Here is a 25,496-nt window from a genome sequence, read left to right as displayed (position 1 = left end):
CTCAGCCCCGCAACGCCGACAACTGATCCGGGTCCAGTGTGTGATGGCGCTTGTGGACCTGGATGGCCAATGCCAGCAGCAACGCGGTGACGGTCGCCTGAATGACGATGTCGGTCAACGTCATCGCCTGTACTACGGGGTCGACCACCCCGGGCGGCGCCGAAGCGTCGACGAAGATCGGTGGCGCCGCGCCCTGCTGGTAGCCGACCGCCAGCAGCAGCAGGTAGGTACCGGACTGCGCCACCGACAGACACACCACCGCGTGAATCAGGTTGCGGCTGCGGATGATTCCAAACGAGCCGACCAGCACCAGCCAGCCCGCCATCCCGTACACGTAGCCGCTCAACGAGCTCAGGCCGCTCACGAATGCTCCAGCCGCGGAGCGACGGTGATCTCCTGAGCCAAAAACTGCGCCAGCAGCACCGTCATGCCGCACGCCACCGCCACCCCGACCGCCGCGTTGAGCAGCGGTACCGAACCGGAGGACAGCAGTTGACCGCGGGTGCCGGTCGGTAACACGTTGAGCAGGAATGCTCCACCGGTGATCAAACCGGCGAGCCCGATGCCGGCGAACGCCGCCGCCCCCAAGGCCTCGCCGATATCGAAGACATTGACCGGACGCAACCGATCCAGTGCCCGGAAACTCCCCGTGATGTAGAGCAGGTGCAGGCCGGCGGCCAGCACGACGCCGCCCTGGAAGCCGCCGCCCGGTGTCAGATGTCCGTGCACCACCACGTCGAAACCCACCGCCAGCGTCACCGGCAGCAGCAGGTAGCCGACGAATCGGGTGGCGTCCAACGCCGCACTGCGGCCTTCGACGCCACCCGGATCGTGGTATTCGCGCTCCTCCACAGCGGGGCGCAGCAACGCCATCACCCCGGTCACCGACGCGACGAGGATGGTCTCCTCGCCGAACGTGTCGAGCGCGCGCAGGTCGAAGTTGACCGACGCGACCACGTTGGCGGTGGCGTGCGTCAACGCTTCCCGCACCGCGATATCCCGATACAGATGGTGGTCCTGCCCGAACGAGGGGAGTTCGGCGAACCCCAGCCACAGCAACAAACCCATGCCGGCCGCACCGGCGAGGAACAGCACCGTTCGCCCCGCGCGGCTCACCGGCCGGCCTCCCGGTGCCGGCGCTGCACCGTTCGGACGGTGAGCATGACCATCAGCGGCACCACCACTCCGCCGATCAGCAACTGGGACAACGCCACATCGGGCGCCTGGAGCACCACGAACAAGATGGTGAGCGCCAACCCGAACACCGCGAGCACGATCGCCTGCCGTTGCGGGTCAGCGGTCAGGGCGACAATGGTCCCGGTGAGGCCGACCAGCGTGACGGAGACCAGAATCAGCACGGTCATGGCGGTGAATCTGCTTTCACCACACCGGCTTCCTGCGCGGTCAGCCGAGCGGTGGCCGCCGACATCGCCGGAGCGGTCAGCAACACCAACGCGATGATCACCGCGATCATCGCCGACGCTTCGGTCCAGCCCCGGTACAGGATCAGACCCAGCCCGGTCAGCGGAAAACCCACCGATGTGGTCACGCTCAGCAGGTGAAGTTGATCGACCACGCCGTGCAGCACGGCTGCACCCATCGCGCAGCAGACCATCACCGACACACCGGCGAAGACCAGCAGCCAGGCGATCACGGTTTGCCCGCCAGCAGTCGGGCGTAGACGAGCGTCCCGGGAAAGGTGACCAGCGCCAACACCAGGGAGACGATCAGGCTCCAGTCCTGGCGCCAGGAGACCGCCAGCACCGACAGGATGGCGATCGCGCCGACGCCGGCGAATTCCAGGCCGATCAGGCGCCGTCGGGGGGCGCCGCGAGCGGCGATCCATACCGCGGGCAGCAGCACCCCGCCCTGCAGCACCAGCGCGGCCAGCTCCCCGGGGTTCACCGCCCCACCGCCGTCTCCAGCGCACCCGGGCCTGGCCCTATCCGGTGCACCAGCACCGTGTGCGCAGCGCTGTCGAGCACGACGGTCCCCGGGGTCGTGGCCAATGCCAGCGTCGCAGCGGCCCGTCGGCCGGCCGCCACCGGCGCCGGCTCGTCGGGCAACACCACCGGACCTATCGCCGACCGGGCACGCCGCGTTGGCACCAGGACGTAGGCCCACACCTGCACGGTCTGCTTGACCAGCGCACCGGCGACCACCGGTAACCAGCGCAGCCATCCCGGCCGGAACCGCCAGCTGCCGGAGTTGGCCCGCCGGGCCGCGCGGGCGGCGGCCGCGCACGGCAACGTGCACAGCGCCGCCGCCACCAGCTCCTGGCCGGTCCGCTCGGTCAGCGTCACCACCCATAGTGCGGTGGCCACCAGCCACCACAGCAGGGTCTCGCCGAGGGCTCCCGCTACCCGGCTACCGGCCGCGGACACGGCGGTTGTGCTTCTTGATCGCCGTGACCAGTTCCGATTTCCGCATCGTCGACCGCCCGTGAATGTCCAGCCGGCGTGCGATGTCGAGCAGGTGCTGCTTGCTGGCGTTGGCATCGACACCCTCGGCGGAGGGCCCCGAGTTGTTCGGACCGCCGCCGGCCGCACGCTTGTCGGAAGGGCCGCGCTTCTTCTTGGGCTCCCAGTGGTCCCCGACCTTCTCGAAACTGTGCTTGAGCGCCGCGTAGGCGACCCGGTGCGCGCGCTGCTCGCTGCCGTACTCCTTGGCCGCGGCATCGTGCGCTTTGGCGAAGGTGCGTTGGGCCTTGCTACCGGAACGTTGCAGCGTGCTGGGCAACTCGCCTTTCTTGGCGGCGCCGCTCTTCGTCGTCTTGGGCATGAGACCTCCAATCAGCGACTGCGGTCTCGGCTGCATACCCGCCGAGGCGGCCCGGCAACCATTTCTGCCGGCACGCGCGCGTGTGCCCGCGGACCGCGGCGGGCCCGGACACGCCTTCGGAATACGGTGCGGCACCGGGCTTCCGCCGAGTCCTCGCCGGGGCAGCGTCGTGCCCGGCGTGACGGCGGCGCATGCTCAATGGCGCCGCGCGGCCAGCACGCCGGCCCCGGCCACACCCAGCGCGGTGGCCGCTCCGGCGACCAGCCCGGCGTGTCGCGCCGCCCACAGCTGCGGGCTGTGCGCATACGCGGAGTCGTCGAACTCCCCACGCGCCCCATGGTCACTGCCCGGCCTCTCATCCAGGGGTTGCCAGAGGTTGTGCGGCTTCTCGCCGTCGACACGGTCGCCGGTCTGCTGCGAGTCATAGCCGGTACGGGCGAGGTAGCGGTCCAGCAGCGGTGCGGCGAATCGCTGTGCCAGCAAGGTGGCAACGGTGCTCTCCCCGACCCAGTACTGCTTGCGCCGGGGGTGGTCGGCGGCACGCAGCACGGCACGAGCTACCAGCTGCGGCTGGTAGATCGGCGGCACCGGCTGCGGATGGCGGGGCAGCCGCGACAGCACCCAGGAGAATTGCGGGGTGTTGACGGCCGGCATCTGAACGATCGTGATGTTCACCTTCGAGCCTTCGTGCAGCAGCTCGCAGCGCACCGATTCGGTGAAACCGTTGACCGCGTGCTTGGCTCCGCAATACGCCGATTGCAGCGGAATCGACCGCTCCCCCAACGCTGAGCCCACCTGTACGACGGTGCCGTGGTCACGGGGCCGCATCCTCGCCAGCGCCACCATGGTGCCGTAGACGAAGCCGAGGTAGCTGACTTCGGTCACCCGTTTGAACTCAGCCGGCCCGATCTCGCTGAATGGGGCGAACACCGAGGTGAAGGCGACGTTGACCCAGGTGTCGATCGGGCCGAGTTCGGATTCGACACGGTCGGCGGCGGCTTCCACCGCCGCAAATTCGGCGACGTCGGTGCTGATGGGCAGTGCGGTCCCGCCGGCCTCCTCGACATCGCGTGCCGCGCCTTGCAATCCGGCTTCGCCGCGGGCGAGCAGGGCCACCCTGGCCCCCCGCGCGCCGAACCGCTGTGCGACGGCACGACCGATCCCGGCGCTGGCTCCGGTGATGACGACGGTCTGTGTCATGGCTGGACTCCCTTCTGCGAGACACGCTTTTTGGCAAGTCGCTCGGCGAGCCGGGAAGCCAGCGCCATGATGGTGAGCGCCGGGTTCGCCGACCCCTGGGTCGGGCACACCGAGCCGTCGGAGATGAACAGGTTGGGCACCTCCCAGACCCGATGGTCGGCGTCGACGACGGAGTTCTCCGGGGCGGTGCCCATCCGGGCGCCGCCGATCAGGTGGGCATAGCGCTGGATGGTCAGCACGTCCTGTGCACCGGCCGCGTGCAGGATGTCGGTGATCACCCGGGTCGAGTAGGCCATGTTCGCCTTGTCGTTGTCACAGCGGGTGTAATCCATTCGGGCAACCGGGATGCCGTAACCGTCGGTCTCCTCTGCCAGGGTGATCCTGTTGTCCGGCAGGGGCAGCAGTTCATTGAGCACGCCGATGGTGCTCCAGTGGTTGTAGTCGCGCATGTATTCGCGCATCGCCCGCCCCCAGTGTCCGTCGGCGAGCACATGCTCGGCCCAGCCGATCGGTAGGGGCGACACGGTCTGAATGGAGAATCCGCGGGCGAATCCGCGGGTGGTGTCGGTCTCGTAGAACTGTTCGCTGGTGACCTGCGGCGGCGGCGCCTTGTACATCCGCAGTTCCTCCGGCCATCGGCCCGCAGTCTGCGCGGCGCCTTGGACCATGACGTAACGGCCGACCTGGTCGGTGTTGTTTCCCAGCCCGTGTGGAAACCGGGCGCTGGTCGAATTGAGCAGCAGCCGTGGGGTTTCGATGGAATACCCGGCGACCGCGACGACCTTGGCACGCTGCAGATGCTCCATGCCGTCACTGCCGTGGTAGATGACACCACGCGCCGCTCCGGTGTCGTCGAGTTCGATGCGGGAGGCCATGCTGTCGGCCCGGATCTCCACGCCGTGCGCCAGGGCGTCGGGTAGATGGGTGACGTACGGGCTGGCCTTGGCGTTGACCTTGCAGCCCTGCAGACAGTAGCCGCGGTAGATGCAGTGTGGCCGGTTTCCGAAGGTCCCGTTGACGATTCCCACCGGGCCCGCCCGCATCTCGATCCCCAGATTGCGGGCGCCCTCCCACAGCTTCGAGGCTGCGCCGGAGACCGGGTGCGGCGACGACGGGTAGCGGTGCGGGAAGCCCCAGGGCCAGTTCTGTCCCGCCACCGGCAGCTCGGCCTCCAGCACTTCGTAATGGCGGCGGATGTCCTCGTAGTCGATCGGCCAGTCCGCCCCGACGCCGTCGAGGCTGCGGGTGCGTAAGTCGCTGGGGTGAAACCGCGGGCAGTAGCCGGCGTAGTGCACCATCGAGCCGCCGACGCCGCGGCCGGAGTTGTTCTTGCCCAATTCGATCGGGTCGTCCCCGCCGATGATGCGCTTCTGCGTCCAGTACAGCGGATGCGAGCCGGCTTCGTCGGAGACCCAGTCTTCGTCCGGATGCCAGAACGGGCCCGCCTCGATGATCACGATGCGCCAGCCCGCCCGCGCCAGCCGTTGCGCCAGCACCGATCCCCCGGCGCCCGCACCGACGACCACCAAGTCGACCTCGTCATCGGTGGCATACCGACGCATGGTCTTCTCACCGGGCAGATCCCGCGACTGCACGTCCAGCAGGAATCGTGAGTCGTTGTCGGGTGGGCCCAGCGACCCCTTGAGCAGGCCGCGCCAGAAATCGCCCACTAGTAGCCCTCTTCTTGCACCATTTCGACCGGGTCCTCGTCGGTGGCACCCCGGGTTTCGAATGGTTCGCGCACCGACGCCGGTCCGCTCGGTCCGCCCAGCCGCATGTAGCCGCGCGGGTACGCCGGGCCGCCGAACCCGATCTCGTTCCATGCCCACGGATGCGAGTAGAACGCCGAGAGCGTCATCCGCATGCACACCGACCACGCCCGGTTCTCGTTCAACTGCGACCAGGTGCCGCCCTGCAACCGGCCTCGGGAGAACTGGTCGACCAGCGCGAGCTGCGTGGGGACCTCGGCGTCGGCGAACGACGCCTTGCCGTATCGCTGCGCGGCGGCCTCGTCCAAGCCCCGCAGCACCAGGCGCCAGGTGTCGCGATCATCGGGCATGTCAGCGTACTGGTAGCCGTCGAGCTGGCCGTCGGCCAGTTTGGCGTCGACGAATTCGGCGACGGGAACCCGCGGTTCGTGGTCTTGTGCCAGCACGATGTCGCAGAACGCCCGCAGGGTGGGCTCCTCTGCGGGGGTGAAGAATCGCAGCGGCCCCGTCGGCTCCAGTCGAGCCAGCACCACCTTCCTGGTCGCCTCGTCCCACATGTCTTTCGACTCGAGCACGTCGAAATCCGGGTAGCGTCCGATCATCTGCGGTGTGGTGCCGTGGCGTTGCCGCGGCAGCCAGGACGGATGCGGGGGTTGGCGATCAGCCCGCAGGTTCGGCAGGTGGTCGGGTCGGGAGGTGTCGGCCATGGCGTTGGCGGGACCTCAGCGTTCGCGCCGCAGCACCGCAGCCAACAGGCCCATTCCGCCGACCATCGCCATCAGGCCGGGCGCCGCGATCGGCGGACCCATCGGAACGTTGTAGGACGCCATCTTCCAGCCCCCGGGTTTGCGCGCCACCCCACGAGCGTGCAGGTACTCACCCAGCAGGCCGTTGGCGGCGTAGATTCCGGCGGTCAACGGCAGCCAGCGTTTTGCCCAGCGGCGGGAGTACACACCACCGATACCTGCGATCACCACCGGCGGTGTGACCAGCACGGGACTCCACATCCATTTGTTGCCGAAGCCGGCCTTGTAATGCTCGAGATAGATCTCGGCCGTCGTCACCACCGCGGCGAACGCCGTCATCCCCGACAGTGACCTCTCGAAGCGGCCATGCGCGACATTGCGCAGCATCCGGTCGACGACATCGCCGGCTTCACCGATCCACTCCGCATGACTGCCCACCCGCACACGGGACTCGCCCGGCCCCAGCAACATCATCTGCGCACTCCGTTCCGTTCGCCGATGTTCGGCAGTACCCCGGGACCGCCGTGGTCAAACATCGCCCGGCGTGCCGGTCGGCGCCAGGTTTCGACGGCCGTCGAACGGGGAACTGATGGGGTGACACGTGAATGGAGGGCGGACGGATGCGGATCGGTGGCTTGGCCGGGACGGTCGTGATGATCTGGTTGCTGATCGGCGTTTTCGCTGCCTGGCAGCGTGACTATTTCCGCGGAAGCCAAACCAGTTGCGCAACTGCCGGAACCATCGCGGTCACCGTTTTGGCTGGTCCTTTGAACTATGCCGGGGTCAAACCCGTCGTGTCGGATTGTCGTTTGCCGCAACCCTCTTCGTTGGATGCGGTCAGTTACATTGTGTGAGAGAAGGGATTGGAGATGATTGCGCTCGGAGTGATCCTGCTTATTCTGGCGCTCGTTCTCAAGATCAACATCTTGTGGACGATCGGAATCATCCTGGTGGTCATCGGCGCCGCACTGTGGATTCTGGGTGCAGTCGGCCGCCCGGTCGCGGGCCGGCGCTACTGGTATTGACCGGTAGCGCCCCGCGCAATGCCGGCCGGTTGAGCCGGGCCGGCCCGTTCGGCGCGGGCACCTGCGATGGCTCTCGCTACCCGGAACGCCTTGGTGCCCTCCGTGGTTCGACAACCTATGTTACGCGCCGCGGTTCGAGGTCTCCCGGACTGCCGGATGTCGGTGTAACGTGAAAGATCGATGTCTGAGTTGGAACCCAAGTACGCGGAACTGCAGTCGATCTACGACATCTCGAATGAGTTCTTCGAGCTGTTCCTAGGTCCGACGATGGGATATACCTGCGGGTATTACCAGCACCCGGAGACCACCCGCGATGAGGCGCAGAACGCCAAGTTCGACCTGGCCCTGGGAAAGCTCGGGCTGGAGCCGGGGATGACGCTGCTGGACATCGGCTGCGGCTGGGGCGGCGGGATGCGGCGCGCCCTGGAGCAATTCGACGTCAACGTCATCGGACTGACTATCAGTGAGCGACAACGCGACTACGCCATCGCCAAGCTGGCCGACATCCCCACCCGGCGCACCGTGGAGGTGCGTCTGCAGGGCTGGGAGGAATTCGACGAGCCCGTCGACCGCATCGTATCCATCGGCGCTTTCGAACACTTCGGTCACGAGCGTTACCGCGAATTCTTCAAGATGGCCTACCGCGTTCTGCCGCCCGACGGGGTGATGCTGCTGCACACCATCACCGCGATCACCCAGGACGACGCCCAGCGGTTAGGTCTTCCGCTGACCATGAGTCTGGTTCGGTTCAACAAGTTCATCATGACCGAGATCTTCCCCGGCGGTCAGTTGCCCACGGTGTCCATGGTTGCCGACCGTGCGACCGAGGCCGGGTTCAGCGTCACTCGCGTCCACGAGATCGGTCCCAACTACGTGCGCACCCTTCAGGATTGGGCTGCGGCGCTGGCGGCCAACAAAGACAAGGCGATCGCCGTGCAGCCCGAAGAGGTCTATGACCGCTACGACAGGTACCTCAACGGCTGCGTGAAGCTGTTCCGCGACGGTTACACCAGCGTCCACCAGTACACCCTGCATAGGTGAGTCCGCCGGCGTAGGTGGCCCGCTCAGCGGTGCCGGCGCACCGGGCCGGGCCGCAGATCGTGGTCGGCTGTCGGCGCGCGCCGGTAGGTGACCGGGATCTTCACCGGCCCCGCCGGATTGGCCGTGGGGCGGCTCGGCTGATCGGCGTCGGCGCGTCGGCGGCCGCCGCGACGTAAGGCGTCGTACGCGCGCAGCAACTGCCGCAGCTGGGCCTGGGCGTCATCGGGTGGTCGCGAACCCGCAAAGCCGGTGTCGGGGTGAAGTGCGCGCAATTTGGCGCGGAAGGCATGGCTGATCTGACCCGGGGTGGCCGCAGACGTCACCCCGAGCACGTCGTAGGGATCGCGGCTCTCGCTCATCACGCCACCCGGCTCGGTCGGATACTGAAGAAACATGTTCCTGGTGTAGCCCGGCGAGGCCCCGCTGCCGGGGAGAGCAGGGTGGCAGCGGGGACGCCGGAGTTCGCGGCGACACATCGCGTGCGGCCCACCGTGGGCGACGCGCAGGTCACCGCCGCTGGTATTCACTGCCTCTGACCATCACCTCCCATCAAACGCGCGGACCGGTTCGGTGCCGTTCCGGAGGCGACCGCTGTGTCGGCCGCACTTCGCGGGTCACTGCGCCGCCGGCCCGACCATCGCGACCGCTCGGTGGTGGGGCGCCGCGCCGCCGGGGCTCGGCGCTACGAACGGCGAGCTTCGGCGGTCGGGGCCGGGAGACGGGCAATCGGTGCGCACCCGCGTCGCAGTGTTCCGGGGTTGCGGCGGTGTACAGGCGCAGCCATTCGGCGCGCACGACGCACTCCGCCTCGTCCAGCACCTCCGCGGCCAATGTGCCGGTGGTCATCGAAGTCATCGCGCTCACCTCTCGCACCGTGCAGGCCGCCTCCCGGCTCCTCGCAATCAGGCCTTGATGGCCCGCTCGCCGTGTCCACTGGCGACCTTGATCCGGCGCGGCTTCGCCTTCTCCGCAACCGGAATGGTCACCCGGAGCACTCCGTCCTGGTAGCTGGCCTGGATCTGCTCGGCATCGAGGTTTTCGCCGAGGAACAGCTGGCGGCTGAACACGCCACGCGGCCGTTCCGCCGACACCATCTCGCGGTCCTGATCAAGGCCGGGCCGTTCGGCGTGCACGGTCAGCACATTGCGTTCGACGTCGAGACCGAGCGAGTTCTCCGCCACTCCCGGCAGGTCGAACTCGACGATGAACTGATCTCCGTCGCGCCAGGCGTCCATGGGCATGACCGCCGGCCGAGCCGCGGTGCCCAGGACCTGCTGAGTCCAGCGGTCGAGATCACGGAATGGATCGGTACGCATCAACATCATCTCCACCTCCTTGATCTGCAGCAGATCATCTATGTCTGCTGCCATAGATTTCTATATAGCATCCATGGTAGCTTTGCGCAAGAGGGTTGCCCGACGAGTGAAAGCGACGAGCGTTGGCCGAGGACATGAATGCCCGATCCGGGCTTGGGGTATACAGCATCTCCGTGGCTGCAGAATTGTCCGGTATCGGTCAGCAGACGTTACGGCTCTACGAGCGGCGCGGCCTGCTCAGCCCGGCGCGGACAGCGGGCGGAACACGCCGTTACAGCGACGACGACCTGGTGCGGCTGCAGCGGATCGTGGAGCTGGTCGAGGGAGGGGTCAACGTGGCCGGTATCGGGGAGATCCTCGGTCTGGAAGACCGCAACGCCCGACTCGAGTCGGCCAACAGTCGACTCAGATCGGATAACGACCAATTGAAGGCGGACTATGCGCTGCTCGCAGCGCAGCGGGCAGAACGGCAAGGCCGGGGTGCGCGAGCGCGGACACGAAAGGGGTCATGATGACGAACGCTGAAGGGCTGCCACCGACCGAGGACGTTCCGGAGGCAGATCTGGCCGAACAGTGGATCGCGGCCGACGCGACCGATGACGAGGGACTGAATCCGGCCCACCTGGAAAACATCGACGAGATCGAAGCCAACCCCGCCGACGTGATCGACCAAGCGATCAGCGTTCCACTTCCCGATGAGGACTACGACATCGGACAGTAACGCAGACCCGCCGTCCTACTCGGCGCCGTCACAGTCGACGTTGCGTCGGGACAGGTCACGCCGGCGATGACTGGTGTCGCACAGCGGGTAATTGCGGCTGCGCCCACAGGCGCAGATGGCGACCATGAACCGATCCGATTCGACGACGCCGTCGGCTGTCTCGATGCGTACCGGCCCGGAGACCAGGACCGGGCCGTTGCGGACGGGTTTTACCAGAGGTGGCTGCTGGGCGGTCATGGCTTGTCCGCACGGATCACTACCAGCTGCTCAACCCGGCAGCCGCGGGACATCCGACCGGTCTGTTCCAGCCAGCCGGCTCGCGCCGAGAGCACGGGGCCGAACGGAATCCACTGCGTCGCGGCGATATCGGCTTCAAGCCCGGACTCCCGCAGGAGCTTCAGGGACCGAGCGGGATCGGCAAGGCCGGAGTGCACCAACAGCATGGTCCCACCGCTGCGCAACAGCGCACCCGCGGACCGGCACAACGGGTCCAACACGATTCGCCCGTCGACGCCACCGTTCCACGACCACTCCGGACCGCCCGCCGCGGGGATCGGGCCGCCGTCGCGCGGCGACGGGACATACGGCGGATTCGACACCACCAGGTCGAACGGAGCGCACTGCAGCGCCCCGCTCCACGGCCCGTGCTGAATCTCCACATCGACGCCGGCGGTGCGGGCGTTGTCCCGGGAGCACCGCACCGCGCGCGGGCAGATGTCGAATGCGGTCACACTTTCCGCGCCCAGCTCGGCGGCCGCGATGGCCGCGACGCCGGTACCGGTGCACAGGTCGAGAACGCGGGCTCCATATGCCAGGCAGGCACTCGTCATGGTGTCGACGAGAAGGTGCGAATCCTCCTGCGGCGCATAGACGCCGTCCAGAGTCAGCAACTGGCGGCGCAGCGAAAAGGGCTCACCCAGTGTTGTCATCGATGTCTACTCGCCGTTCTTGCTGCGAATGTCGCGCACGGACTGCTTGGCCGACTCGGTGAACTCGTGCATCTTCTGTTTTGCTCCCTTGGTGACGATGCTGACCCGGTCCGGGTCCTTGATGATCGCCTTGGCGGTGTTCTTGGCGATCATGGTCTCGATGTGCGGTGGGACCGGGGGGATGTCGGGGTCGACGACGACTTCCAGCACCACCGGCCCGGAGGCGGATAACGCTTGATCCCAGGCCTGACCGATCGAGTCGGGGCTGTCGCAGCGTATTCCGGTCATCCCCAGCAGGTTGGCGAACTCGGCGTACGGCACGTCCGGAATCATCTGTGAGCCTTCGAACTTGGGCTCGCCGCCCATGGCCCGCTGCTCCCACGTCACCTGGTTGAGATCCTGGTTGTTGAACACGCAGAAGATCAGCGGTCCATCGGACAGCCGGTCCTGGTAACGCTTGACGGTGATCATCTCGGCCATCCCGTTCATCTGGAAGGCGCCGTCGCCGACCACGGCGATCACCGGCCGATCCGGGTGAGCGAGCTTGGCGCTGATCGCATACGGGGTACCTGGCCCCATCGTCGCGAGATTGCCGGCCAGCGACGCCGCCATGCCGCGGCGCAACCGCAGGTGCCGGGCCCACCAGTTGGCGACCGAACCGGCGTCGGTGGTGACGATGGCATTGTCGGGCAGCCGCTTGGACAGTTCGTGCACCACCAGCTCGGGGTTGAGCGGGTCGGCCTTGTCGTGGGCGCGGTCGTCGAGAACGCGCCACCAGGTCTCCACTTCGCTTTCGATCTTGCGCCGCCAGGAGCGGTCCTCTTTGCGGTTCAGCAGCGGGATCAGCTCGGCGAGGGTGTCCTTGGAGTCGCCGATCAGGTTGGCCTGCACCGGATACCGCACCCCGATCATCCGGCCGTCGTGGTTGATCTCCACCCCGCGGGCCTGTCCTTCCTTGGGCAGCCACTCGGAGTAGGGGAAACTGGTGCCGATCATCAGCAAGGTGTCAGCACCCGACATCATCGCCTCACTGGCGGTGGAGCCCAGCAGGCCGATCGGTCCGGTCACATACGGCAGTTCGTCGGGCAGCGCGGCGCGTCCCAGTGCCGTCTTGGCGATGCCGGCGCCGAGCAGATCGGCGGTCTCCACCACCTCGTCGGCGGCGTCGGCGGCGCCCGCCCCGATGAGGATCGCGACCTTCTCGCCCTCGTTGAGGATCTCGGCGGCCTTACGCAGCTCGGTCTGGGGCGGGATCATCCGCGGCTTGGTCCACCCGACGCTGCTGAACACAGCTCCGTGCTGCCGGGGCGGCGAGGTGACCGCCTCCTCCTCGGCGACGTCTTCGGGCAGGATGATGGTGGCCACCGTCCGATTGGTCAGCGCCACCTTGCAGGCCCGGTCCACCAGGTGGCGGGCCTGCACGGGCGCCATGCAGGTCTGGACGAAGTCCGACGAGACGTCCTTGTAGAGCGAGTTCGGGTCGATCTCCTGCTGGAACGCCGCCCCCAGCGACATCCGTTTCTGCTGGCCGATGATCGCGACTACCGGCTGGTGGTCCAGTTTGGCGTCATAGAGTCCGTTGAGCAGGTGGATCGCGCCGCCGCCGGAGGTGGCCAGGCAGCAGCCGAGCTCACCGGTGAATTTGGCATGGCCGGTGGCCATGAACGCCGCCATCTCTTCGTGGCGGGGCTGGATGAGCTCCGGATCTCCGTTGGCCCGGTCCAGGGCGCCGACCATCGAAAGGATCCCGTCGCCGGGATAGCCGAATATCCGGTGCACCCCCCACTGACGCAGCCTTTCGAGGATGAAGTCCGCGGTTTTCGGCATTGATTGCTCCCTTCGCCACGCATACGGTTACCCGTCAGCGGCGTTGTCAAACGGCGGGGTACCTGCGCGGGACGTTTGCTGCTGTCGCGGCTTTGCGGGCCCGCAGCGATAAGCAGGGCGCACGGTCGGCTTCCGAAAAGCCCGGCACCGCCGGTGACCCGAACACGGTCGAGCGCACAACCCGGAGAAGACATTCGGATGGGCCCGATCCGAACGATCGGGCCCATCTCGGGTCGGCGTCAGGTGTTGCTCGTCCAGACCAGCACATCCTGGACGCCGTCGTTGTAGACGACTCCGTCCGGCGCCGGGCCGGTGACGTCGAAGTAGATCTTGCCGTTGGCCGCAGCACCCTGGGGGATCGGCCCGGGGTTGATGCCGCCCGGCGTGGGCACCGTGTTGACCACCCGGTAGGTGTCGCTGTTGGCCGCCCGGGCGTTGAAGTCGGCGACCACCGGGGTCACCGTGCCGCGGTCCGCGCGGGCGGTCACGTCGGCCTGATACAACTTGCCACGCGGCTGGTACCCCGGGATGACGACGTTCGCCGGCCCCAGGTTGCTGACCGTGTACGACGTCGCCATCGCGCCGTCGTTGAGCTGTTCGGGCGTGCCGAACGGTTGGACCGCCGGCTCGGCCATGGCGGTAGTCGCGGAGAAAACACTCAGCGCCGCGATTCCGGCCGCGCCGGCGGCCGTCTTGGCCGCAGTCTTGGAGAGCTTCATTGGTGACTCCTTCCATCGAGTCGTTCCGTAGCGGCGGTCCCCTTTGCTGGAGTATCACCGGCACGTCTCCCAGCGCTTACCCAGCAGCGCCGGTCCGGAAACACACACCTCCAGTTGCACGGCCTGGGTAGATTGTGGATAGTTACGAAGCTCGGGCGTTCAGGAAGTAGCGCCGGTCTGGATCGTCCGTGCATGTATTCCTGCGATTCGCGACCGCGGCTCGCCCGCCGGCCGTTGGAATGAGCTCATACTGTTTGGGTACGAGAAGGCAGGTTTGCGGTGGTCGGGGATGTCAACGAATTCATGCCGCCGGTAGGCGATGATGCCGAGGTCCACAGTGACCTCGACCTGGTGGTGGGTCACGGCGAGCCACAACGGGTCGGCCGATTCCGGTACTGGCTCGGCGAGCAACGCTGGGAGTGGTCGGACGCCGTCGCCCGCATGCACGGCTATGAGCCGGGCACGGTTGAGCCCAACACGAAGTTGCTACTGCAGCACAAGCACCCCGAGGATCGCCCCCAGGTCGCCGAGGTGCTGGATCGCGTCGCGCGGGGCGAGCCGTTCAGCAGCCGGCACCGGATCATCGACACCGCCGGGCAGGTCCACTGGGTGATCGTGGTCGGCGATCGCATGCTCGACGATGCCGGCGTGGTGGCCGGTACCGCCGGCTTCTATGTCGACGTCACCCAGGTGCTGCAGAAAGATGTCAGCGCCGTGGTCTCCGAGGTCGCCGAGTCACGAGCGGTGATCGAGCAGGCCAAGGGTGTGCTGATGGTCGCGTACGGCATCTCCGCGGAACGGGCGTTCGACATTCTGGTGTGGCGCTCGCAGGAGACCAACGTCAAGGTGCGCGACCTGGCGACCCGGTTCCTGGCGGCCTTCACAGGCAGGCTGCCGACAGATGTGCTCTCCGACCTGGACCACACACTTCTCACCGTCAGCTGACTCGGCGAGCACAAACACTCTGTCGGACATCGCCGTACTGAGATTGCCCGCGCTGTCCGGCGGGTAGCCGTGAGTGCGATGACAGACGAACCCGGCCCACGCTACCTCGGCGCTCGCAGGACGTCTGCCCGCGATCTACGGCAGGCAGGGTGGAGGAGCTGAGTAGGCGACCGAGTCGACTCACGGTGTCCGCGGACGCCGTAGCAGGGGTCTGCCTGCTGAGGCCGGTCGGCACCTTGGACAGCAGCACCTACCTCGGACTGCGCGACAGCGTGATCAACGCCGCGCTCGACGAACCGCAAGCGGTGCTGATCGACGTCAGCGACCTGGAGGTTCCGGCGTCCTCGGCATGGTCGGTGTTCACCAGCGCCCGTTGGCATGTGAGCACCTGGCCCGACATCCCGATCTTGCTGGTCTGTCCGCAGCCGGACGTGGCTGGACGGATCGCGCGTACCGGGGTGACCCGCCACGTGTCGGTGTATGCCGATCTCGAGACCGCCCTGGCCTCACTCGCGCACAGCAAGCTCCCGCGCCGGCGGGCCCGCATCGAGCTGCCGCATCGGCTGAGCAGCCTGCGCGGCTCGCGCGACTTCGTGGACGAGTGGCTGACCAACTGGTCGCAGGTCCGGCTGATCCCCACCGCCAGAATGATCGTCGATGTGTTGGCGGAGAACGTGCTTCGCCATACCCGAAGCCCGCTGGTGATCGTGCTGGAGAACGCCGGCTCCGAAGTCACCATCGCGGTCCAGGACACCGACGCCGCACCGGCCGTGCTCCACGAAACCGCCACCGGTGGCGCAAACCAGACGTCCGGCCTGGCCGTGCTGGCTGCCCTGTGCCGCGCGTGGGGCAGCAGTCCCACCCCGAACGGCAAGACGGTGTGGGCGGTGATCGGGCCGGAGAACCGGCTCTGAGTCATCACGACCGGCGACGGCCGGCACCCACAGGGTTCGCCAGCGGGTGGCTTCCCCGGCGGGGCTGCCGCGGTCTTCGATTTCTCCGGTTACAACGGTGGGACGACGGCGCCCCGCCGGCCGACCACCACCTGCTGTGCCACATCGGCGAGCGGGGTGTTCAGGTTCTGCGACAGCCGCTTGAGCAGTTCGAAGGCCCGCAACGCGTCGATACCGAACCGTTCCATGAGCATCCCCTTGGCCTGCCCGATGACATCGCGGGAGGCCAGCGCGCTGCGGAACTGCTCGTCGCGGCGCACCATGTGCCAGGCCAGCGCGGCATGGGTGGCCAGGGTCAAACCCAGCTCCACCGCGTCGTCGTCGAAGGCATCGGGGGTTTCGGCGTAGAAGTTCAGGGCTCCGGTGCTTCCCGGACCGGTGAACAATTCGAACGCCAGGATGGACCGGATCGGTGTCGTCGCCGCCACTTCCCGGCAGAAGGCCGGCCACCGCTGCTCGCAGGAGACGTCGTCCAGCCGAACGAGGTGATGGTTCCACGCCGCGCTCAGGCACGGCCCCTCCCGGAGGCGCCGCTGAATGTCGTCGAGGACCGCGGGATGGGCGTCGGTCGCCCCGAGCGTCTGCACGTCGCCGTCCGACGTCGTCAGGGTGACGCCCGCGTGCTGGGCGAGCGGCATGTGAGCGAGCAGGTTCGCGACCAGCTCCTCCAGCGCCCCCTCGACGTCGACTTCTGCTCGCTTATCCAGCGTGCGAACCAGGACCGCCACATCACGCATCAGGTCGTTGTGGTCGGTCAGCACCATGTTTTTGCTCCGCCGGGGTCCCATCAGATGTATTCATCGTCCCCCGATCGCTCGCACACAACAACCACTTCGGCTCGACGCTCAGCAATCGAGCCCGAACCAAGAATTCACCAAATAACACTCAGGAGTTGCACATTGGCCAAGCGTCATCCCGACCGCGAGGTCCGGGTGGTGCCCCGGCTCGGGGCAGTTACCGGCAGCAGCCGGTCGTAGACCCGCAGCGTGTCGGTCGCGATGCGCTCCCAGGAGTAGCGCGAGCGGGCGCGCTCCCTCCCGGCTGCGCCGAAGCCCGACGCGGCCCGCCGATCCCGCAGGATGGCGTTGACGGCGTTGGCGCACGCACGCGGATCCTTCGGGGGTACCAGCAGGCCGGTCAGGTCGTGGACGACGGTGTCGAGCATGCCGCCCACCGCGGATGCCACCACCGGCACCCCGCAGGCCATCGCCTCCAGCGGTACGATCCCGAACGGTTCGTACCATGGGGTACACGTCACCACGTCCGCTGACCGCAGCAACGCCGGCACCTCCTCGCGGGCGACCGACCCGTACAGCGAAACCCGGTCCGCCACACCGAGATCAGCGGCGAGTTTCCGCAGCCGGCAGGCCTCCGGGACGGTATCGAGTTCGGCACGTTCGGGCCCGCCGGCGATCACCAGCTCGGCGGTGGGAACGGTGGTCAGCGCCTCGATCACGGTATCGAATCCCTTGTGGGGCACGAAACGACCGACCGCGACGATGCGGCGCCGTCCCGACCGGGGAGCTGTCGGGCCGTGCGGCGCAAACCTGTCCACGTCGACGCCGCACGGCACCACGGAGATCCGCAACCGGTCTCGGCCCAGGCGTATCAACTCGAACACCTCGTCGCTGCAGCCGGCCGTCACCCACGTCGCCTCGTGCGCCACTCGCGTCTCCAGCCGCAGTCGTTCGGCGGGACTCGTGTCGCGATGTCCCAGGTGCCGCTGCTTGACGACGCCCAGGGCGTGAAACGTCTGAACCGTCGGCACCCCGCGGCGTTTGGCCGCCAGCTGAGTGGCGATCCCCGACATCCAGAAATGCGCGTGCGCGATGTCGGGCCGCTCATCGTCCCATTGGTCATCCAGGTAGCGCCCGAACGACCCCATGTACTGCAGCAGTTCGTCTTTGGGCAGATGACGTGGTGGCCCCGCCGGGACGTGGACCACCGTGTAACCCTGCTCGGTATCAACGCGGTCGGGCAGGTCGGGGTCGTCGCGGCGGGTATAGACCTCGACGTGGTGGCCGCGGCGGGCCAGCGCAGCCGACAACTCGGCGACGTGGACGTTCTGGCCGCCGGCATCGGGTCCGCCGGGCGTGGCGAGCGGGCTGGCATGTTCGGAAACCATTGCGATCCTCATCGCGATCCTCTCCCGACAGTCACGGCCGCGCCGCGCACTGCTCCTCGATGACCCGGTCCCACTCGCACAGAAATCGTTCGAGCCCGAAGTGTTCCGTCGCGTAGTCACGGGCCGCCTTGCCGACCACCTCAGCCAGGTAGCGGTCGGCGACCAGTCCGGCCAGCGCCGCCCGTAAGGTGTCGATGTCGGCGCTGACGACGCCGGCCTCCGGGGGCACGACCAGCGGCACCATGGTCGAAGCCACAGCCACCACCGGCATTCCCAGGAACATCGCTTCCAGCAGCGAGAGGCTCAGCGATGTCCAGCGCGCGGTGTGCAGGTAGACCCGTCGGTGGGCCAGCTCCTTCATCAGCGGCCCGGTTCGGATGTGGCCGTGGCCGGTGACACCGGCACACCGGTGAGGCGGGTCGTTGAGGTCCTCGGTGCCCATCCCCCAGACATCGACCGGCGCGGACTGCCCGAATGCGCCCAGCAGATCGGCGCCCACTGCGCGCCACCGCCGCACCGGTTCGTCGATCAGGGCGCCCGCCGCCGCAACGTCACCGGTATACAGATGTCCCGGGTCGGCGATCCCGTGGTCGATGACCGTGGTCGGGGCGCGGCCGTTGTCCCACATCAGCCGGTTGAAGGCGGTGACGTGGATCAGCGGGATGTCGTCACGGTCCGCGATCGGGTGCCGGCTCTCGACCGCGAACGGCCGGGGCGGGTTGTGCTCCACGTAGACCGCGGGAAGGTCGATCCCGGGCCGGCGGCCCAGCACGCGTTCGACCATCTCCGCCTCGTGCGGGCGCTGCAGCACCACCAGGTCGATTTCGTGATCGGGTAGGTCGCGGTAGGGGACCTCCCGGGCCCGCGGCCACTCGCGGACACCCACTCCACGGCCGTCGGGATCGTGCGGGGCGTTGACTGGAACGAGGTAGCGGTGCCCGCCGGCAACGAAGGAGTCCATCCAGGAACCGTGCACATGCCACACGAGCAGCGAACGCGGGATGGTCTGCGCAAACGCCATAATCGCCTGTTACCCGCGGCGCTCGGCTCTAAACGTTCAAGGGGTCCCGGAAACGGTTTGCGGCAGTTTGCTGTGAGACGGACTCGGGCCGGCGGGGCCAGGGCAGCCGTTACCGAATCGTTGCAGATGTCCGGAAATCAGCGTAGGTTCATGGACAGGTTGAGTTAACAGCCACCCGGAGAACGCGTCTCACGCAAGCCAGGGGGCTGTCTCCCTGTCTCGTATCCGTAAAGGTGTAACTCGCATCGGCGCGATCCAGCAGTACGAGTTTCGACTGATGGAAGTGATCAAATGTCCCTTTTAAAAATTGCCGCGTCGGTGATGCCGTCGCAACGAATAGATTCCGTCCCGGTATCCGATACCTGGGAATGCCACACCGTCCGCTGCGTTACCCGCTGGGGCCGTTCGGGGGCCGTGATCAGCGTGGATGGTGAGCTCGACGCCTCCAATGCCGACCAGCTGGCCGGTTTCCTACAGCAGTGCGCAGCGTACTGCGAGTGGTTGGTCCTCGACCTGAGCGACCTGGAATTCATTGGCACCGCCGGCTTTTCGGCGTTGTCGACGACTACCGGCCGGTGCTCCGACGCCGGCATCTACTGCACGACAGTGCCGGGGCAGGCGGTAACCCGACTGTTACGAATCTGCGATCCCACCAACGCTTTGCCGACGAGCGCATCGGTGTCCGACGCACTCTCCGGCGTGCAGGGGCTGCGGAAGGTCCGTTAAGCCCTCAGCCCCTCGACCAGCTCGCGGGCCCGCGCTTCGCTCTCCATCGCGGGCCCCGAGCCTGGTAGGTGTCTGTCGGCCACTTCCGGGGTGAAGACCAGTGCCAGTGTCTATCCCAGCCGGCTCTGCAGCCGGCGGGCGGCGAAGTCTGCCCCCTGTTCGACCATGGTCACGTCGTCACCGGCGTAGCTGTCGTGCGCGGCGAAACTCAGTCCCTCAGAGCAGACCGCGTCCTCCGGCGCGCACACCTGCAGCGTTTTGGCCTGGTAGGTCGGACCGATCGCGATCGTGGGCTCCTTGAGGAACTTCATCGCCCGCTCGTTGGGCATCGCGAACAACACCACCGCGGCGACATGTTCGGCGACGTCGGGGTCCAGCGGTTTGGGCACCGTCGCCGGATCGACACCGTCGGGCACCTGCGCCGAGGTGACGAAGCCCATCACCGCGGCGCCCTGGGAATAGCCGCCCAGCACCATTTTGGTCTTGGGACACGTGGTTGCCCGGGAGACCACGTGAGCACCAGCGTCCCGAACGCCGTCGATCCCGGTGTCCCACTGGTCGATGGCCGGATAGTTGACCGCGTAGACCGACAACGGTTTGGGGGCCAGACGCGCGCTGAGCGCATTGGCGAACGCCTGTCCGGTCGGACCGACGCCAACCGGCTCACCGGTTCCGCGCGCGAACACCAACTCGGTATCGGGACACGGCTGGGCTCTCGCGGCGGGTACGCCGGGGACGAAAAGGATTGCGGCACCGGCAGCGGTTGCCGCGATCGCCAGAGAGCCAAGGGAATAAAGGCAGGCACGGGCGGACATGTCGGTGTAGGTGCCCACCGTGACCCCGGCTCAAACCGCATTTCCGAATTTTTTCTCCGCGCGCCCGTCTCTGGACAACGGCCCCCCACTTTGTTAAGACAAGAAGGTTAGGTGTCTGTCTTCAGACTGCAGGGCAGCCATCCGTGGTATCTGACGATGCCGAGGGATGGAACCAAAGCCTTACGGGCCCTGTGTCGATTTCTCCCCTCTCGCACACCCGGCCGACAGGCCTTGGCTCTCGGGTCTGCGTGAAAGGGGAGAAAGAATGCGGAAGAAATCACCACGCCGGCTGCACCGGGTCCCCCGGGTCGCCGCGGCGGCGTTACTGCCGGGGCTGATCGGCTTGGGCGCGGCGGCGGCACCCCCCGCCGGCGCCGCCGGGCCGGAATTCCTACAGGTGCCCTCGCCGAGCATGGGCCACAACATCACCGTTGAATTCCAGGGCGGCGGCGCGCCCGCGGTCTACCTGCTCGACGGCCTGCGCGCCCGCGACGACCGAAGCGGCTGGGACATCGAAACCCCGGCGTTCAGCGAGTACAGCGGTTCCGGGATCTCCGTGGTGGCACCGGTCGGCGGGCGCTCCAGCTTCTACACCGACTGGTATGGCTCGGCCAACGGCCAGACCTACAAGTGGGAGACGTTTCTTACCAGCGAACTGCCGCGCTACCTCGCCGGACGGGGCGTCCGCTCGACCCGCAACGCGGTGGTGGGAGTCTCGATGTCGGGCTCGTCGGCGCTGATCCTGGCGGCCTACCATCCGCAGCAATTCGCATATGCCGCCTCGCTTTCGGCGCTGCTGACGCCGTCCAGCGGCAATGGCCCGATGCTCATCGGCATGGCGATGAACGACGAGGGCGGCTTCAACCCGCAGGACATGTGGGGCCCGACGGGCGGTCCGGGCTGGCAGCGCAACGACCCGACGGTGCAAGCCGGACGGCTGGCGGGCGCCAACACCCGGCTGTGGATCTACAGCGGCAACGGCACACCATCGGAGATCGGCGAGGGAAGCCTGCCCGGCCAGGTGATCGAACAGGTCGTCATGCAGAGCAATATCGCCTTCCGCGACGCCTACAACGGTGCGGGCGGACACAACGCCACGTTCAACATCGACAGCAGCGGCGTGCACAGCTGGGGCTACTGGAACGGCCAGCTGGTGGCGATGAAGCCCGACATGCAGAACACGTTGGGCGCCGGAGGGCGCGTCTGACCGGCGACCGGAGGCGTGACAGCGGGCGGATCAGTACCAGTAGCGTCTGCCCGCGACCGGCCGACCGACCGCCCCCAGCAGCCAGAACACTGCACCGACCACCAGCAGGACGATCCCGATCGCCCACAGGAAGTAGACGCCGAAGACCAGCCCCAGGATCAGCAGCAACAACCCGACCCCGATCATGACTCGTACCCCAGGATCGCGTCGCGCGCCCGGTCCACCATCGAGGCGAACGGCCCGACGAAGGCGTTGGCCAGTGCACCCTCGACTCCGGGGTGCGGCCTGGTCGGCGCGATGGACTCGGCGAGTTTGACCGCACGTTCCAGCAGCTGCAGTTCGGTGTCGTCGAGTTCGGCTCGCAACCCGGCGAATTCGTCGCGCTCTTCGTGACCGGCGTGCTCGGTCACGTCGTCGCGCAGTTCCCGGAGTTTTTCGGTGAAGAACTCCGAATCGACGTCGACGTTCTCCAGCTCGCTCAGAGCCGTCTTGGCCTGCTTCTCCTCGGCCAGCCGGGCCTTGATCAGCTCGCGGCCGTTGTCGAGCTCGCGGGCGGCCCGCGGGTGCACGATCTCCTCCTCGGCGGTTTCGTGCACGGCCAGCAGCCGGCGCAGCCGGACGAAGGACTCTTCGCGGTCGGCGCCGGCAGCCAGCAGCGTCTCATCGAAGAGCGTCTTGATCCGCTCGTGCTGCGCGGTGAGGAAATCGACCACGTCGACCGGGTTGTGCAAAGTCGTCTGTGCCATGGCTACGGGCTACCCCGACCGGCGGGCGGCAAAACCCACGACGACCTGTGGCCACCGTCGGGGTGTGCTCACGTGGGCGTGCCCCCTACCCAGCGCATGCCCGAGCCCAGAAGTGGGTAACCGCGGTTACATGACCGACCGCATCGCGGAGCCCTGGGGCGCCCGGACGCCCTATGCCGCAGGGCAGCGGTGGCCCGACCGGGTGGACACCGAACTGGCCGAAGGCGTCGACGCCGACGAGGTGGACTGGTCGCAGTCCGCGGCGGTGCTGCATTCCAACGGCGACGGTCTCGACATCGCCAGCCATGAGGGCCGGATCGTCGGGGTGCGCGGACGCCGGGCCGACCGGGTCAACCACGGACGGGTCGACCCGAAGGACCTGTTCGGCTGGCAGGCCAACAACTCCCCCGACCGGCTGACGGTGCCGCTGGTGCGCGAGGGCGGTCGACTGGTCGAATCCGATTGGGACACCGCGATGAATCGGATCGTCGCGACCTCCCAGGCGCTGCTGCGCGACGCCGGACCCGGTTCGATCGGCTTCTACACCAGCGGTCAGCTGCTGCTGGAGGAGTACTACACGCTCGGGGTGATCGCCCGCGCCGGGCTGGGCACCAACCACGTCGACGGCAACACCCGGCTGTGCACCGCGACCGCGGAATGGGCGCTGAAGGAGACGTTCGGCTGCGACGGCCAGCCCGGCTCCTACACCGACGTCGACCACGCCGACGTGATCGCGCTCTACGGCCACAACGTCGCCGAGACCCAGACCGTGCTGTGGTCACGCATGCTGGACCGGCTGGCCGGCGCCGACCCGCCGCAGATCATCTGCGTCGACCCGCGCGAGACCCCGGTCGCCAAGGAGGCGACGGTGCATCTGGCGCCGCTGCCCGGGACCAATCTGGCGTTGATGAACGGCCTGCTGCACGAGGTGATCGCGCACGACTGGGTGGATCACGACTACATCGCCGCCCACACCGTCGGCTACGACGCGCTGGCGGCGTGCGTCGCCGAATACCCGCCGGAGCGGGTGGCCGAGATCTGCGATGTCCCGGCCGCCGACCTGCGGCGCGCCGCGGAGATTCTCGGGCACGCCCAGCGCCTGCTCTCCACTGTGCTGCAGGGCTTCTACCAATCCCATCAGGCCACTGCGGCGGCGGTTGCGGTCAACAACCTCAACGTGATCCGCGGCATGCTCGGGCGCCCGGGTGCCGGCATTCTGCAGATGAACGGGCAGCCGACCGCGCAGAACACCCGCGAGTGCGGCGCCAACGGTGACCTGCCCGGTTTTCGCAATTGGCGCAATGACGGCCACGTCGCCGAGTTGGCCCGGTTGTGGAACGTCGACATCGCCAAGATCCCGCACTATTCGGAGCCGACGCACGCCATGCAGATGTTGCGCTTCGCCGAGCAGGGCACCCTGCGGATGCTCTGGGTCAGCGCCACCAATCCGGCGGTGTCTCTGCCGGAGTTGCGCCGCATCCGGCACATCCTCGGGCAGACCCGGCTGTTTTTGGTGGTGCAGGACATCTTCGCGACCGAGACCGCCGAGCTCGCCGACGTCGTGCTGCCGGCCGCGGCGTGGGGAGAGAAGACCGGAACGTTCACCAATGCCGACCGCACGGTGCACATCTCCGACAAGGCCGTCGACCCGCCCGGTCAGGCCCGCCCCGATCTGGAGATCTTCTGCGACTACGCCGAGCGGATGGATTTCCGCGATTCCGACGGCGCCCCGCTGATCTCATGGCGCGACCCGGAATCGGCGTTCGAGGCCTGGCAGCGGTGCAGTGCGGGCCGCCCCTGCGACTACACCGGGTTGAGCTATGAGAAGCTGCGCGGCGGCAGCGGCATCCAATGGCCGTGCAACGCAGAGCATCCCGACGGCACCGAGCGCTTGTATGCCGACGGCGAGTTCTGGAGCAAGCCGGACTACTGCGAAAGCTACGGCAAGGACCTGGTCACCGGCGGGTCGATCGAACCGGCCCAGTATCGCGCAACGAACCCGGACGGCAAGGCGGTGCTGCGGGCCGCCGGTCACACCACCCCGCATGAGCATCCCGTCGACGACGACGAGCTGTGGCTGACGACCGGCCGCGCCGTCTATCACTTCCATACCCGCACCAAGACCGCTCGCGCACCTCAACTCAACGACGCGGCGCCGCAGGTGTGGGTGGAGTTGTCGGCCGGCGACGCCGGCCGACGCGGGATTCGTGACGGCGATCTGGCCGTCATCCGTTCGCCGCGCGGCTGTGTGCAGGCTCGCGCCCGGGTGGGCGGCATCCGGGACGGGGTGGCATTCCTGCCGTTTCACTACGGCTACTGGGACGCCGACGGCGCCGGCCACCACCGCGCGGCCAATGAATTGACGATCACCGACTGGGACCCGGTGTCCAAGCAGCCACTGTTCAAGACCTCGGTGGTGCGCATCGGCAAAGCCGCCGACGAAGACCGGAGCGGCTGGTGAAACTCGACCTTGCGCTGCGGGAGCTGCACCGCTCCGAAACGTCGCTGAGCAGACGGTTCCGCCGCGTCGGGGAGCGGCACAAGGCCGACCACGACGTCTTCCACCTGTGCGCCGATCTGGCGGGCTGGTCGGACGATCACGTTCGCAGGCTCGCGCAGGCCGGGTCGGGTCACGGAGTGCGCCTGGCCGATTCGCCTCCGCGAATCGGACGGATGTTCTCTTCGGTGCGGGAGATGAGCAGCGTGGTGCTGGGCCGGCGGCCCGAACCGGGATTGTTGCTGCTGGTCGACCTTCGCAGCGTGTATCTGCACGCCGCCGCGGTATCCGTCGACTGGGAGCTGCTCGCCCAGGGCGCCCAGGCCGCCCGCGACACCGGTCTGTTCGAGCTCGCCTCGCAGTGCCACCCGGAGACGTTACGGCAGATGGACTGGGCCAACACCATGCTCAAAGAGCTTGCGCCGCAAGTCCTGACGTCATAGCCCG

34 protein-coding genes are annotated in these 25,496 nt (G+C 67.6%); 11 read left to right on the top strand and 23 right to left on the bottom strand.

What is annotated here, in order from left to right:
• Position 1: 1 nt before the first annotated feature.
• From G6N23_RS04985 to G6N23_RS04935, 11 genes are all read right to left on the bottom strand, one after another.
• A complete protein-coding gene (locus G6N23_RS04985) occupies positions 2-364 on the bottom strand; it encodes a sodium:proton antiporter (RefSeq protein WP_234808610.1) in 363 nt (120 codons plus the stop codon).
• A complete protein-coding gene (locus tag G6N23_RS04980; protein WP_234808609.1) occupies positions 361-1,116 on the bottom strand; it encodes an MnhB domain-containing protein in 756 nt (251 codons plus the stop codon). The genes G6N23_RS04985 and G6N23_RS04980 overlap by 4 nt, the downstream gene beginning before the upstream one ends.
• Complete coding sequence (locus tag G6N23_RS04975) at positions 1,113-1,364, bottom strand: Na(+)/H(+) antiporter subunit B (RefSeq protein WP_085260955.1); 252 nt, start codon at positions 1,362-1,364, stop codon at positions 1,113-1,115. Before G6N23_RS04975 ends, G6N23_RS04980 begins: the two co-directional genes overlap by 4 nt.
• Positions 1,361-1,654: a monovalent cation/H(+) antiporter subunit G gene (locus G6N23_RS04970; RefSeq protein WP_085260954.1), complete on the bottom strand. Its 294-nt coding sequence runs from the start codon at positions 1,652-1,654 to the stop codon at positions 1,361-1,363. Before G6N23_RS04970 ends, G6N23_RS04975 begins: the two co-directional genes overlap by 4 nt.
• Positions 1,651-1,905, bottom strand: a complete 255-nt coding sequence (locus G6N23_RS04965; protein ID WP_109560192.1) for an MrpF/PhaF family protein — start codon at positions 1,903-1,905, stop codon at positions 1,651-1,653. The genes G6N23_RS04970 and G6N23_RS04965 overlap by 4 nt, the downstream gene beginning before the upstream one ends.
• Entirely contained in the window at positions 1,902-2,384 is a 483-nt protein-coding gene (locus tag G6N23_RS04960; RefSeq protein ID WP_109560191.1) for a Na+/H+ antiporter subunit E, read from the bottom strand. The genes G6N23_RS04965 and G6N23_RS04960 overlap by 4 nt, the downstream gene beginning before the upstream one ends.
• The gene (locus G6N23_RS04955; RefSeq protein WP_085260953.1) at positions 2,368-2,781 is read right to left on the bottom strand and encodes a ChaB family protein; all 414 of its coding nucleotides are present in this window, start codon (positions 2,779-2,781) and stop codon (positions 2,368-2,370) included. The genes G6N23_RS04960 and G6N23_RS04955 overlap by 17 nt, the downstream gene beginning before the upstream one ends.
• 195 nt (positions 2,782-2,976) lie before the next feature.
• The gene (locus tag G6N23_RS04950; RefSeq protein WP_085260952.1) at positions 2,977-3,981 is read right to left on the bottom strand and encodes an SDR family oxidoreductase; all 1,005 of its coding nucleotides are present in this window, start codon (positions 3,979-3,981) and stop codon (positions 2,977-2,979) included.
• On the bottom strand, positions 3,978-5,651 hold the full coding sequence (locus G6N23_RS04945; RefSeq protein ID WP_085260951.1) for a GMC family oxidoreductase: 1,674 nt from the start codon (positions 5,649-5,651) through the stop codon (positions 3,978-3,980). The genes G6N23_RS04950 and G6N23_RS04945 overlap by 4 nt, the downstream gene beginning before the upstream one ends.
• The gene (locus G6N23_RS04940) at positions 5,651-6,397 is read right to left on the bottom strand and encodes a gluconate 2-dehydrogenase subunit 3 family protein (protein WP_085260950.1); all 747 of its coding nucleotides are present in this window, start codon (positions 6,395-6,397) and stop codon (positions 5,651-5,653) included. The genes G6N23_RS04945 and G6N23_RS04940 overlap by 1 nt, the downstream gene beginning before the upstream one ends.
• A gap of 15 nt (positions 6,398-6,412) precedes the next feature.
• Complete coding sequence (locus tag G6N23_RS04935) at positions 6,413-6,823, bottom strand: hypothetical protein (protein WP_372508991.1); 411 nt, start codon at positions 6,821-6,823, stop codon at positions 6,413-6,415.
• Positions 6,824-7,056: 233 nt separating this feature from the next.
• On the opposite strand from G6N23_RS04935, the gene G6N23_RS04930 reads away from it, so the two are divergent.
• The 3 genes from G6N23_RS04930 to G6N23_RS04925 all read left to right on the top strand — a co-directional run bounded on the left by G6N23_RS04930 (position 7,057) and on the right by G6N23_RS04925 (position 8,502).
• On the top strand, positions 7,057-7,290 hold the full coding sequence (locus G6N23_RS04930) for a hypothetical protein (RefSeq protein WP_095173970.1): 234 nt from the start codon (positions 7,057-7,059) through the stop codon (positions 7,288-7,290).
• 15 nt (positions 7,291-7,305) lie between these two features.
• On the top strand, positions 7,306-7,461 hold the full coding sequence (locus tag G6N23_RS21435) for a hypothetical protein (RefSeq protein ID WP_095174237.1): 156 nt from the start codon (positions 7,306-7,308) through the stop codon (positions 7,459-7,461).
• A gap of 180 nt (positions 7,462-7,641) precedes the next feature.
• The gene (locus tag G6N23_RS04925; RefSeq protein WP_085260947.1) at positions 7,642-8,502 is read left to right on the top strand and encodes a cyclopropane mycolic acid synthase family methyltransferase; all 861 of its coding nucleotides are present in this window, start codon (positions 7,642-7,644) and stop codon (positions 8,500-8,502) included.
• Positions 8,503-8,525: 23 nt separating this feature from the next.
• Here the strand turns inward: G6N23_RS04925 and G6N23_RS04920 are convergent, their stop codons facing one another.
• Together G6N23_RS04920 and G6N23_RS04915 are read right to left on the bottom strand one after the other, a co-directional pair.
• Positions 8,526-8,861, bottom strand: coding sequence for a J domain-containing protein (locus tag G6N23_RS04920; protein WP_085260946.1), 336 nt, complete (start codon positions 8,859-8,861; stop codon positions 8,526-8,528).
• Between the two features lie 543 nt (positions 8,862-9,404).
• Complete coding sequence (locus G6N23_RS04915) at positions 9,405-9,827, bottom strand: Hsp20/alpha crystallin family protein (RefSeq protein WP_173675079.1); 423 nt, start codon at positions 9,825-9,827, stop codon at positions 9,405-9,407.
• Between the two features lie 125 nt (positions 9,828-9,952).
• Between G6N23_RS04915 and G6N23_RS04910 the strand changes: the two genes are divergently transcribed.
• Both G6N23_RS04910 and G6N23_RS04905 read left to right on the top strand, forming a co-directional pair.
• Positions 9,953-10,330 carry a MerR family transcriptional regulator gene (locus tag G6N23_RS04910; RefSeq protein ID WP_085260945.1) on the top strand — a complete coding sequence of 126 codons (378 nt, stop codon included), beginning with the start codon at positions 9,953-9,955 and terminating at the stop codon, positions 10,328-10,330.
• Positions 10,327-10,539, top strand: a complete 213-nt coding sequence (locus G6N23_RS04905; RefSeq protein ID WP_235653465.1) for an Rv3202a family protein — start codon at positions 10,327-10,329, stop codon at positions 10,537-10,539. Before G6N23_RS04910 ends, G6N23_RS04905 begins: the two co-directional genes overlap by 4 nt.
• A 15-nt stretch (positions 10,540-10,554) precedes the next feature.
• Here the strand turns inward: G6N23_RS04905 and G6N23_RS04900 are convergent, their stop codons facing one another.
• From G6N23_RS04900 to G6N23_RS04885, 4 genes are all read right to left on the bottom strand, one after another.
• The gene (locus G6N23_RS04900) at positions 10,555-10,776 is read right to left on the bottom strand and encodes a CDGSH iron-sulfur domain-containing protein (RefSeq protein WP_085260943.1); all 222 of its coding nucleotides are present in this window, start codon (positions 10,774-10,776) and stop codon (positions 10,555-10,557) included.
• Entirely contained in the window at positions 10,773-11,468 is a 696-nt protein-coding gene (locus G6N23_RS04895) for a HemK2/MTQ2 family protein methyltransferase (RefSeq protein WP_085260942.1), read from the bottom strand. The genes G6N23_RS04900 and G6N23_RS04895 overlap by 4 nt, the downstream gene beginning before the upstream one ends.
• A gap of 6 nt (positions 11,469-11,474) precedes the next feature.
• Positions 11,475-13,295, bottom strand: coding sequence for a thiamine pyrophosphate-requiring protein (locus G6N23_RS04890; protein WP_085260941.1), 1,821 nt, complete (start codon positions 13,293-13,295; stop codon positions 11,475-11,477).
• A gap of 239 nt (positions 13,296-13,534) precedes the next feature.
• Positions 13,535-14,014, bottom strand: coding sequence for an MPT63 family protein (locus G6N23_RS04885; RefSeq protein ID WP_085260940.1), 480 nt, complete (start codon positions 14,012-14,014; stop codon positions 13,535-13,537).
• Between the two features lie 303 nt (positions 14,015-14,317).
• Here G6N23_RS04885 and G6N23_RS04880 point away from each other — a divergent pair, with 303 nt between their 5' ends.
• Together G6N23_RS04880 and G6N23_RS04875 are read left to right on the top strand one after the other, a co-directional pair.
• On the top strand, positions 14,318-14,959 hold the full coding sequence (locus G6N23_RS04880) for a PAS and ANTAR domain-containing protein (protein WP_085260969.1): 642 nt from the start codon (positions 14,318-14,320) through the stop codon (positions 14,957-14,959).
• 185 nt (positions 14,960-15,144) lie between these two features.
• Positions 15,145-15,873 (top strand): STAS domain-containing protein, encoded by a 729-nt coding sequence (locus G6N23_RS04875; RefSeq protein WP_085260939.1) that lies wholly within the window; start codon positions 15,145-15,147, stop codon positions 15,871-15,873.
• 89 nt (positions 15,874-15,962) lie between these two features.
• Here the strand turns inward: G6N23_RS04875 and G6N23_RS04870 are convergent, their stop codons facing one another.
• From G6N23_RS04870 to G6N23_RS04860, 3 genes are all read right to left on the bottom strand, one after another.
• Entirely contained in the window at positions 15,963-16,676 is a 714-nt protein-coding gene (locus G6N23_RS04870; RefSeq protein ID WP_085260938.1) for a GAF and ANTAR domain-containing protein, read from the bottom strand.
• Positions 16,677-16,822: 146 nt separating this feature from the next.
• Positions 16,823-18,049, bottom strand: a complete 1,227-nt coding sequence (locus tag G6N23_RS04865; protein ID WP_085260937.1) for a glycosyltransferase — start codon at positions 18,047-18,049, stop codon at positions 16,823-16,825.
• 19 nt (positions 18,050-18,068) lie between these two features.
• Entirely contained in the window at positions 18,069-19,058 is a 990-nt protein-coding gene (locus tag G6N23_RS04860; RefSeq protein ID WP_085260936.1) for a glycosyltransferase, read from the bottom strand.
• A gap of 414 nt (positions 19,059-19,472) precedes the next feature.
• Here G6N23_RS04860 and G6N23_RS04855 point away from each other — a divergent pair, with 414 nt between their 5' ends.
• Positions 19,473-19,784: an STAS domain-containing protein gene (locus G6N23_RS04855; RefSeq protein ID WP_085260935.1), complete on the top strand. Its 312-nt coding sequence runs from the start codon at positions 19,473-19,475 to the stop codon at positions 19,782-19,784.
• A 110-nt stretch (positions 19,785-19,894) separates the two neighbouring features.
• On the opposite strand, the gene G6N23_RS04850 is transcribed toward G6N23_RS04855, so the two are convergent.
• Positions 19,895-20,599, bottom strand: coding sequence for a cutinase family protein (locus G6N23_RS04850; protein ID WP_095174241.1), 705 nt, complete (start codon positions 20,597-20,599; stop codon positions 19,895-19,897).
• A 265-nt stretch (positions 20,600-20,864) separates the two neighbouring features.
• Between G6N23_RS04850 and G6N23_RS04845 the strand changes: the two genes are divergently transcribed.
• The gene (locus G6N23_RS04845) at positions 20,865-21,806 is read left to right on the top strand and encodes an esterase family protein (RefSeq protein WP_085260933.1); all 942 of its coding nucleotides are present in this window, start codon (positions 20,865-20,867) and stop codon (positions 21,804-21,806) included.
• A 30-nt stretch (positions 21,807-21,836) separates the two neighbouring features.
• Here G6N23_RS04845 and G6N23_RS21430 read toward each other — a convergent pair whose 3' ends face one another.
• Entirely contained in the window at positions 21,837-21,992 is a 156-nt protein-coding gene (locus tag G6N23_RS21430) for a hypothetical protein (RefSeq protein WP_095173974.1), read from the bottom strand.
• Positions 21,989-22,552: a hemerythrin domain-containing protein gene (locus G6N23_RS04840; RefSeq protein WP_085260932.1), complete on the bottom strand. Its 564-nt coding sequence runs from the start codon at positions 22,550-22,552 to the stop codon at positions 21,989-21,991. Before G6N23_RS04840 ends, G6N23_RS21430 begins: the two co-directional genes overlap by 4 nt.
• A 130-nt stretch (positions 22,553-22,682) precedes the next feature.
• Between G6N23_RS04840 and G6N23_RS04835 the strand changes: the two genes are divergently transcribed.
• Positions 22,683-25,013 carry a molybdopterin oxidoreductase family protein gene (locus G6N23_RS04835; protein WP_085260931.1) on the top strand — a complete coding sequence of 777 codons (2,331 nt, stop codon included), beginning with the start codon at positions 22,683-22,685 and terminating at the stop codon, positions 25,011-25,013.
• On the top strand, positions 25,010-25,492 hold the full coding sequence (locus G6N23_RS04830; RefSeq protein ID WP_085260930.1) for a hypothetical protein: 483 nt from the start codon (positions 25,010-25,012) through the stop codon (positions 25,490-25,492). Before G6N23_RS04835 ends, G6N23_RS04830 begins: the two co-directional genes overlap by 4 nt.
• Positions 25,493-25,496 lie beyond the last annotated feature (4 nt).

The organism is Mycolicibacter terrae, assembly GCF_010727125.1.
In the GTDB taxonomy this organism is placed as follows: domain Bacteria; phylum Actinomycetota; class Actinomycetes; order Mycobacteriales; family Mycobacteriaceae; genus Mycobacterium; species Mycobacterium terrae.
Note: the sequence above shows the minus strand (reverse complement) of the source record. Positions and strands in the feature narration are given on the sequence as shown.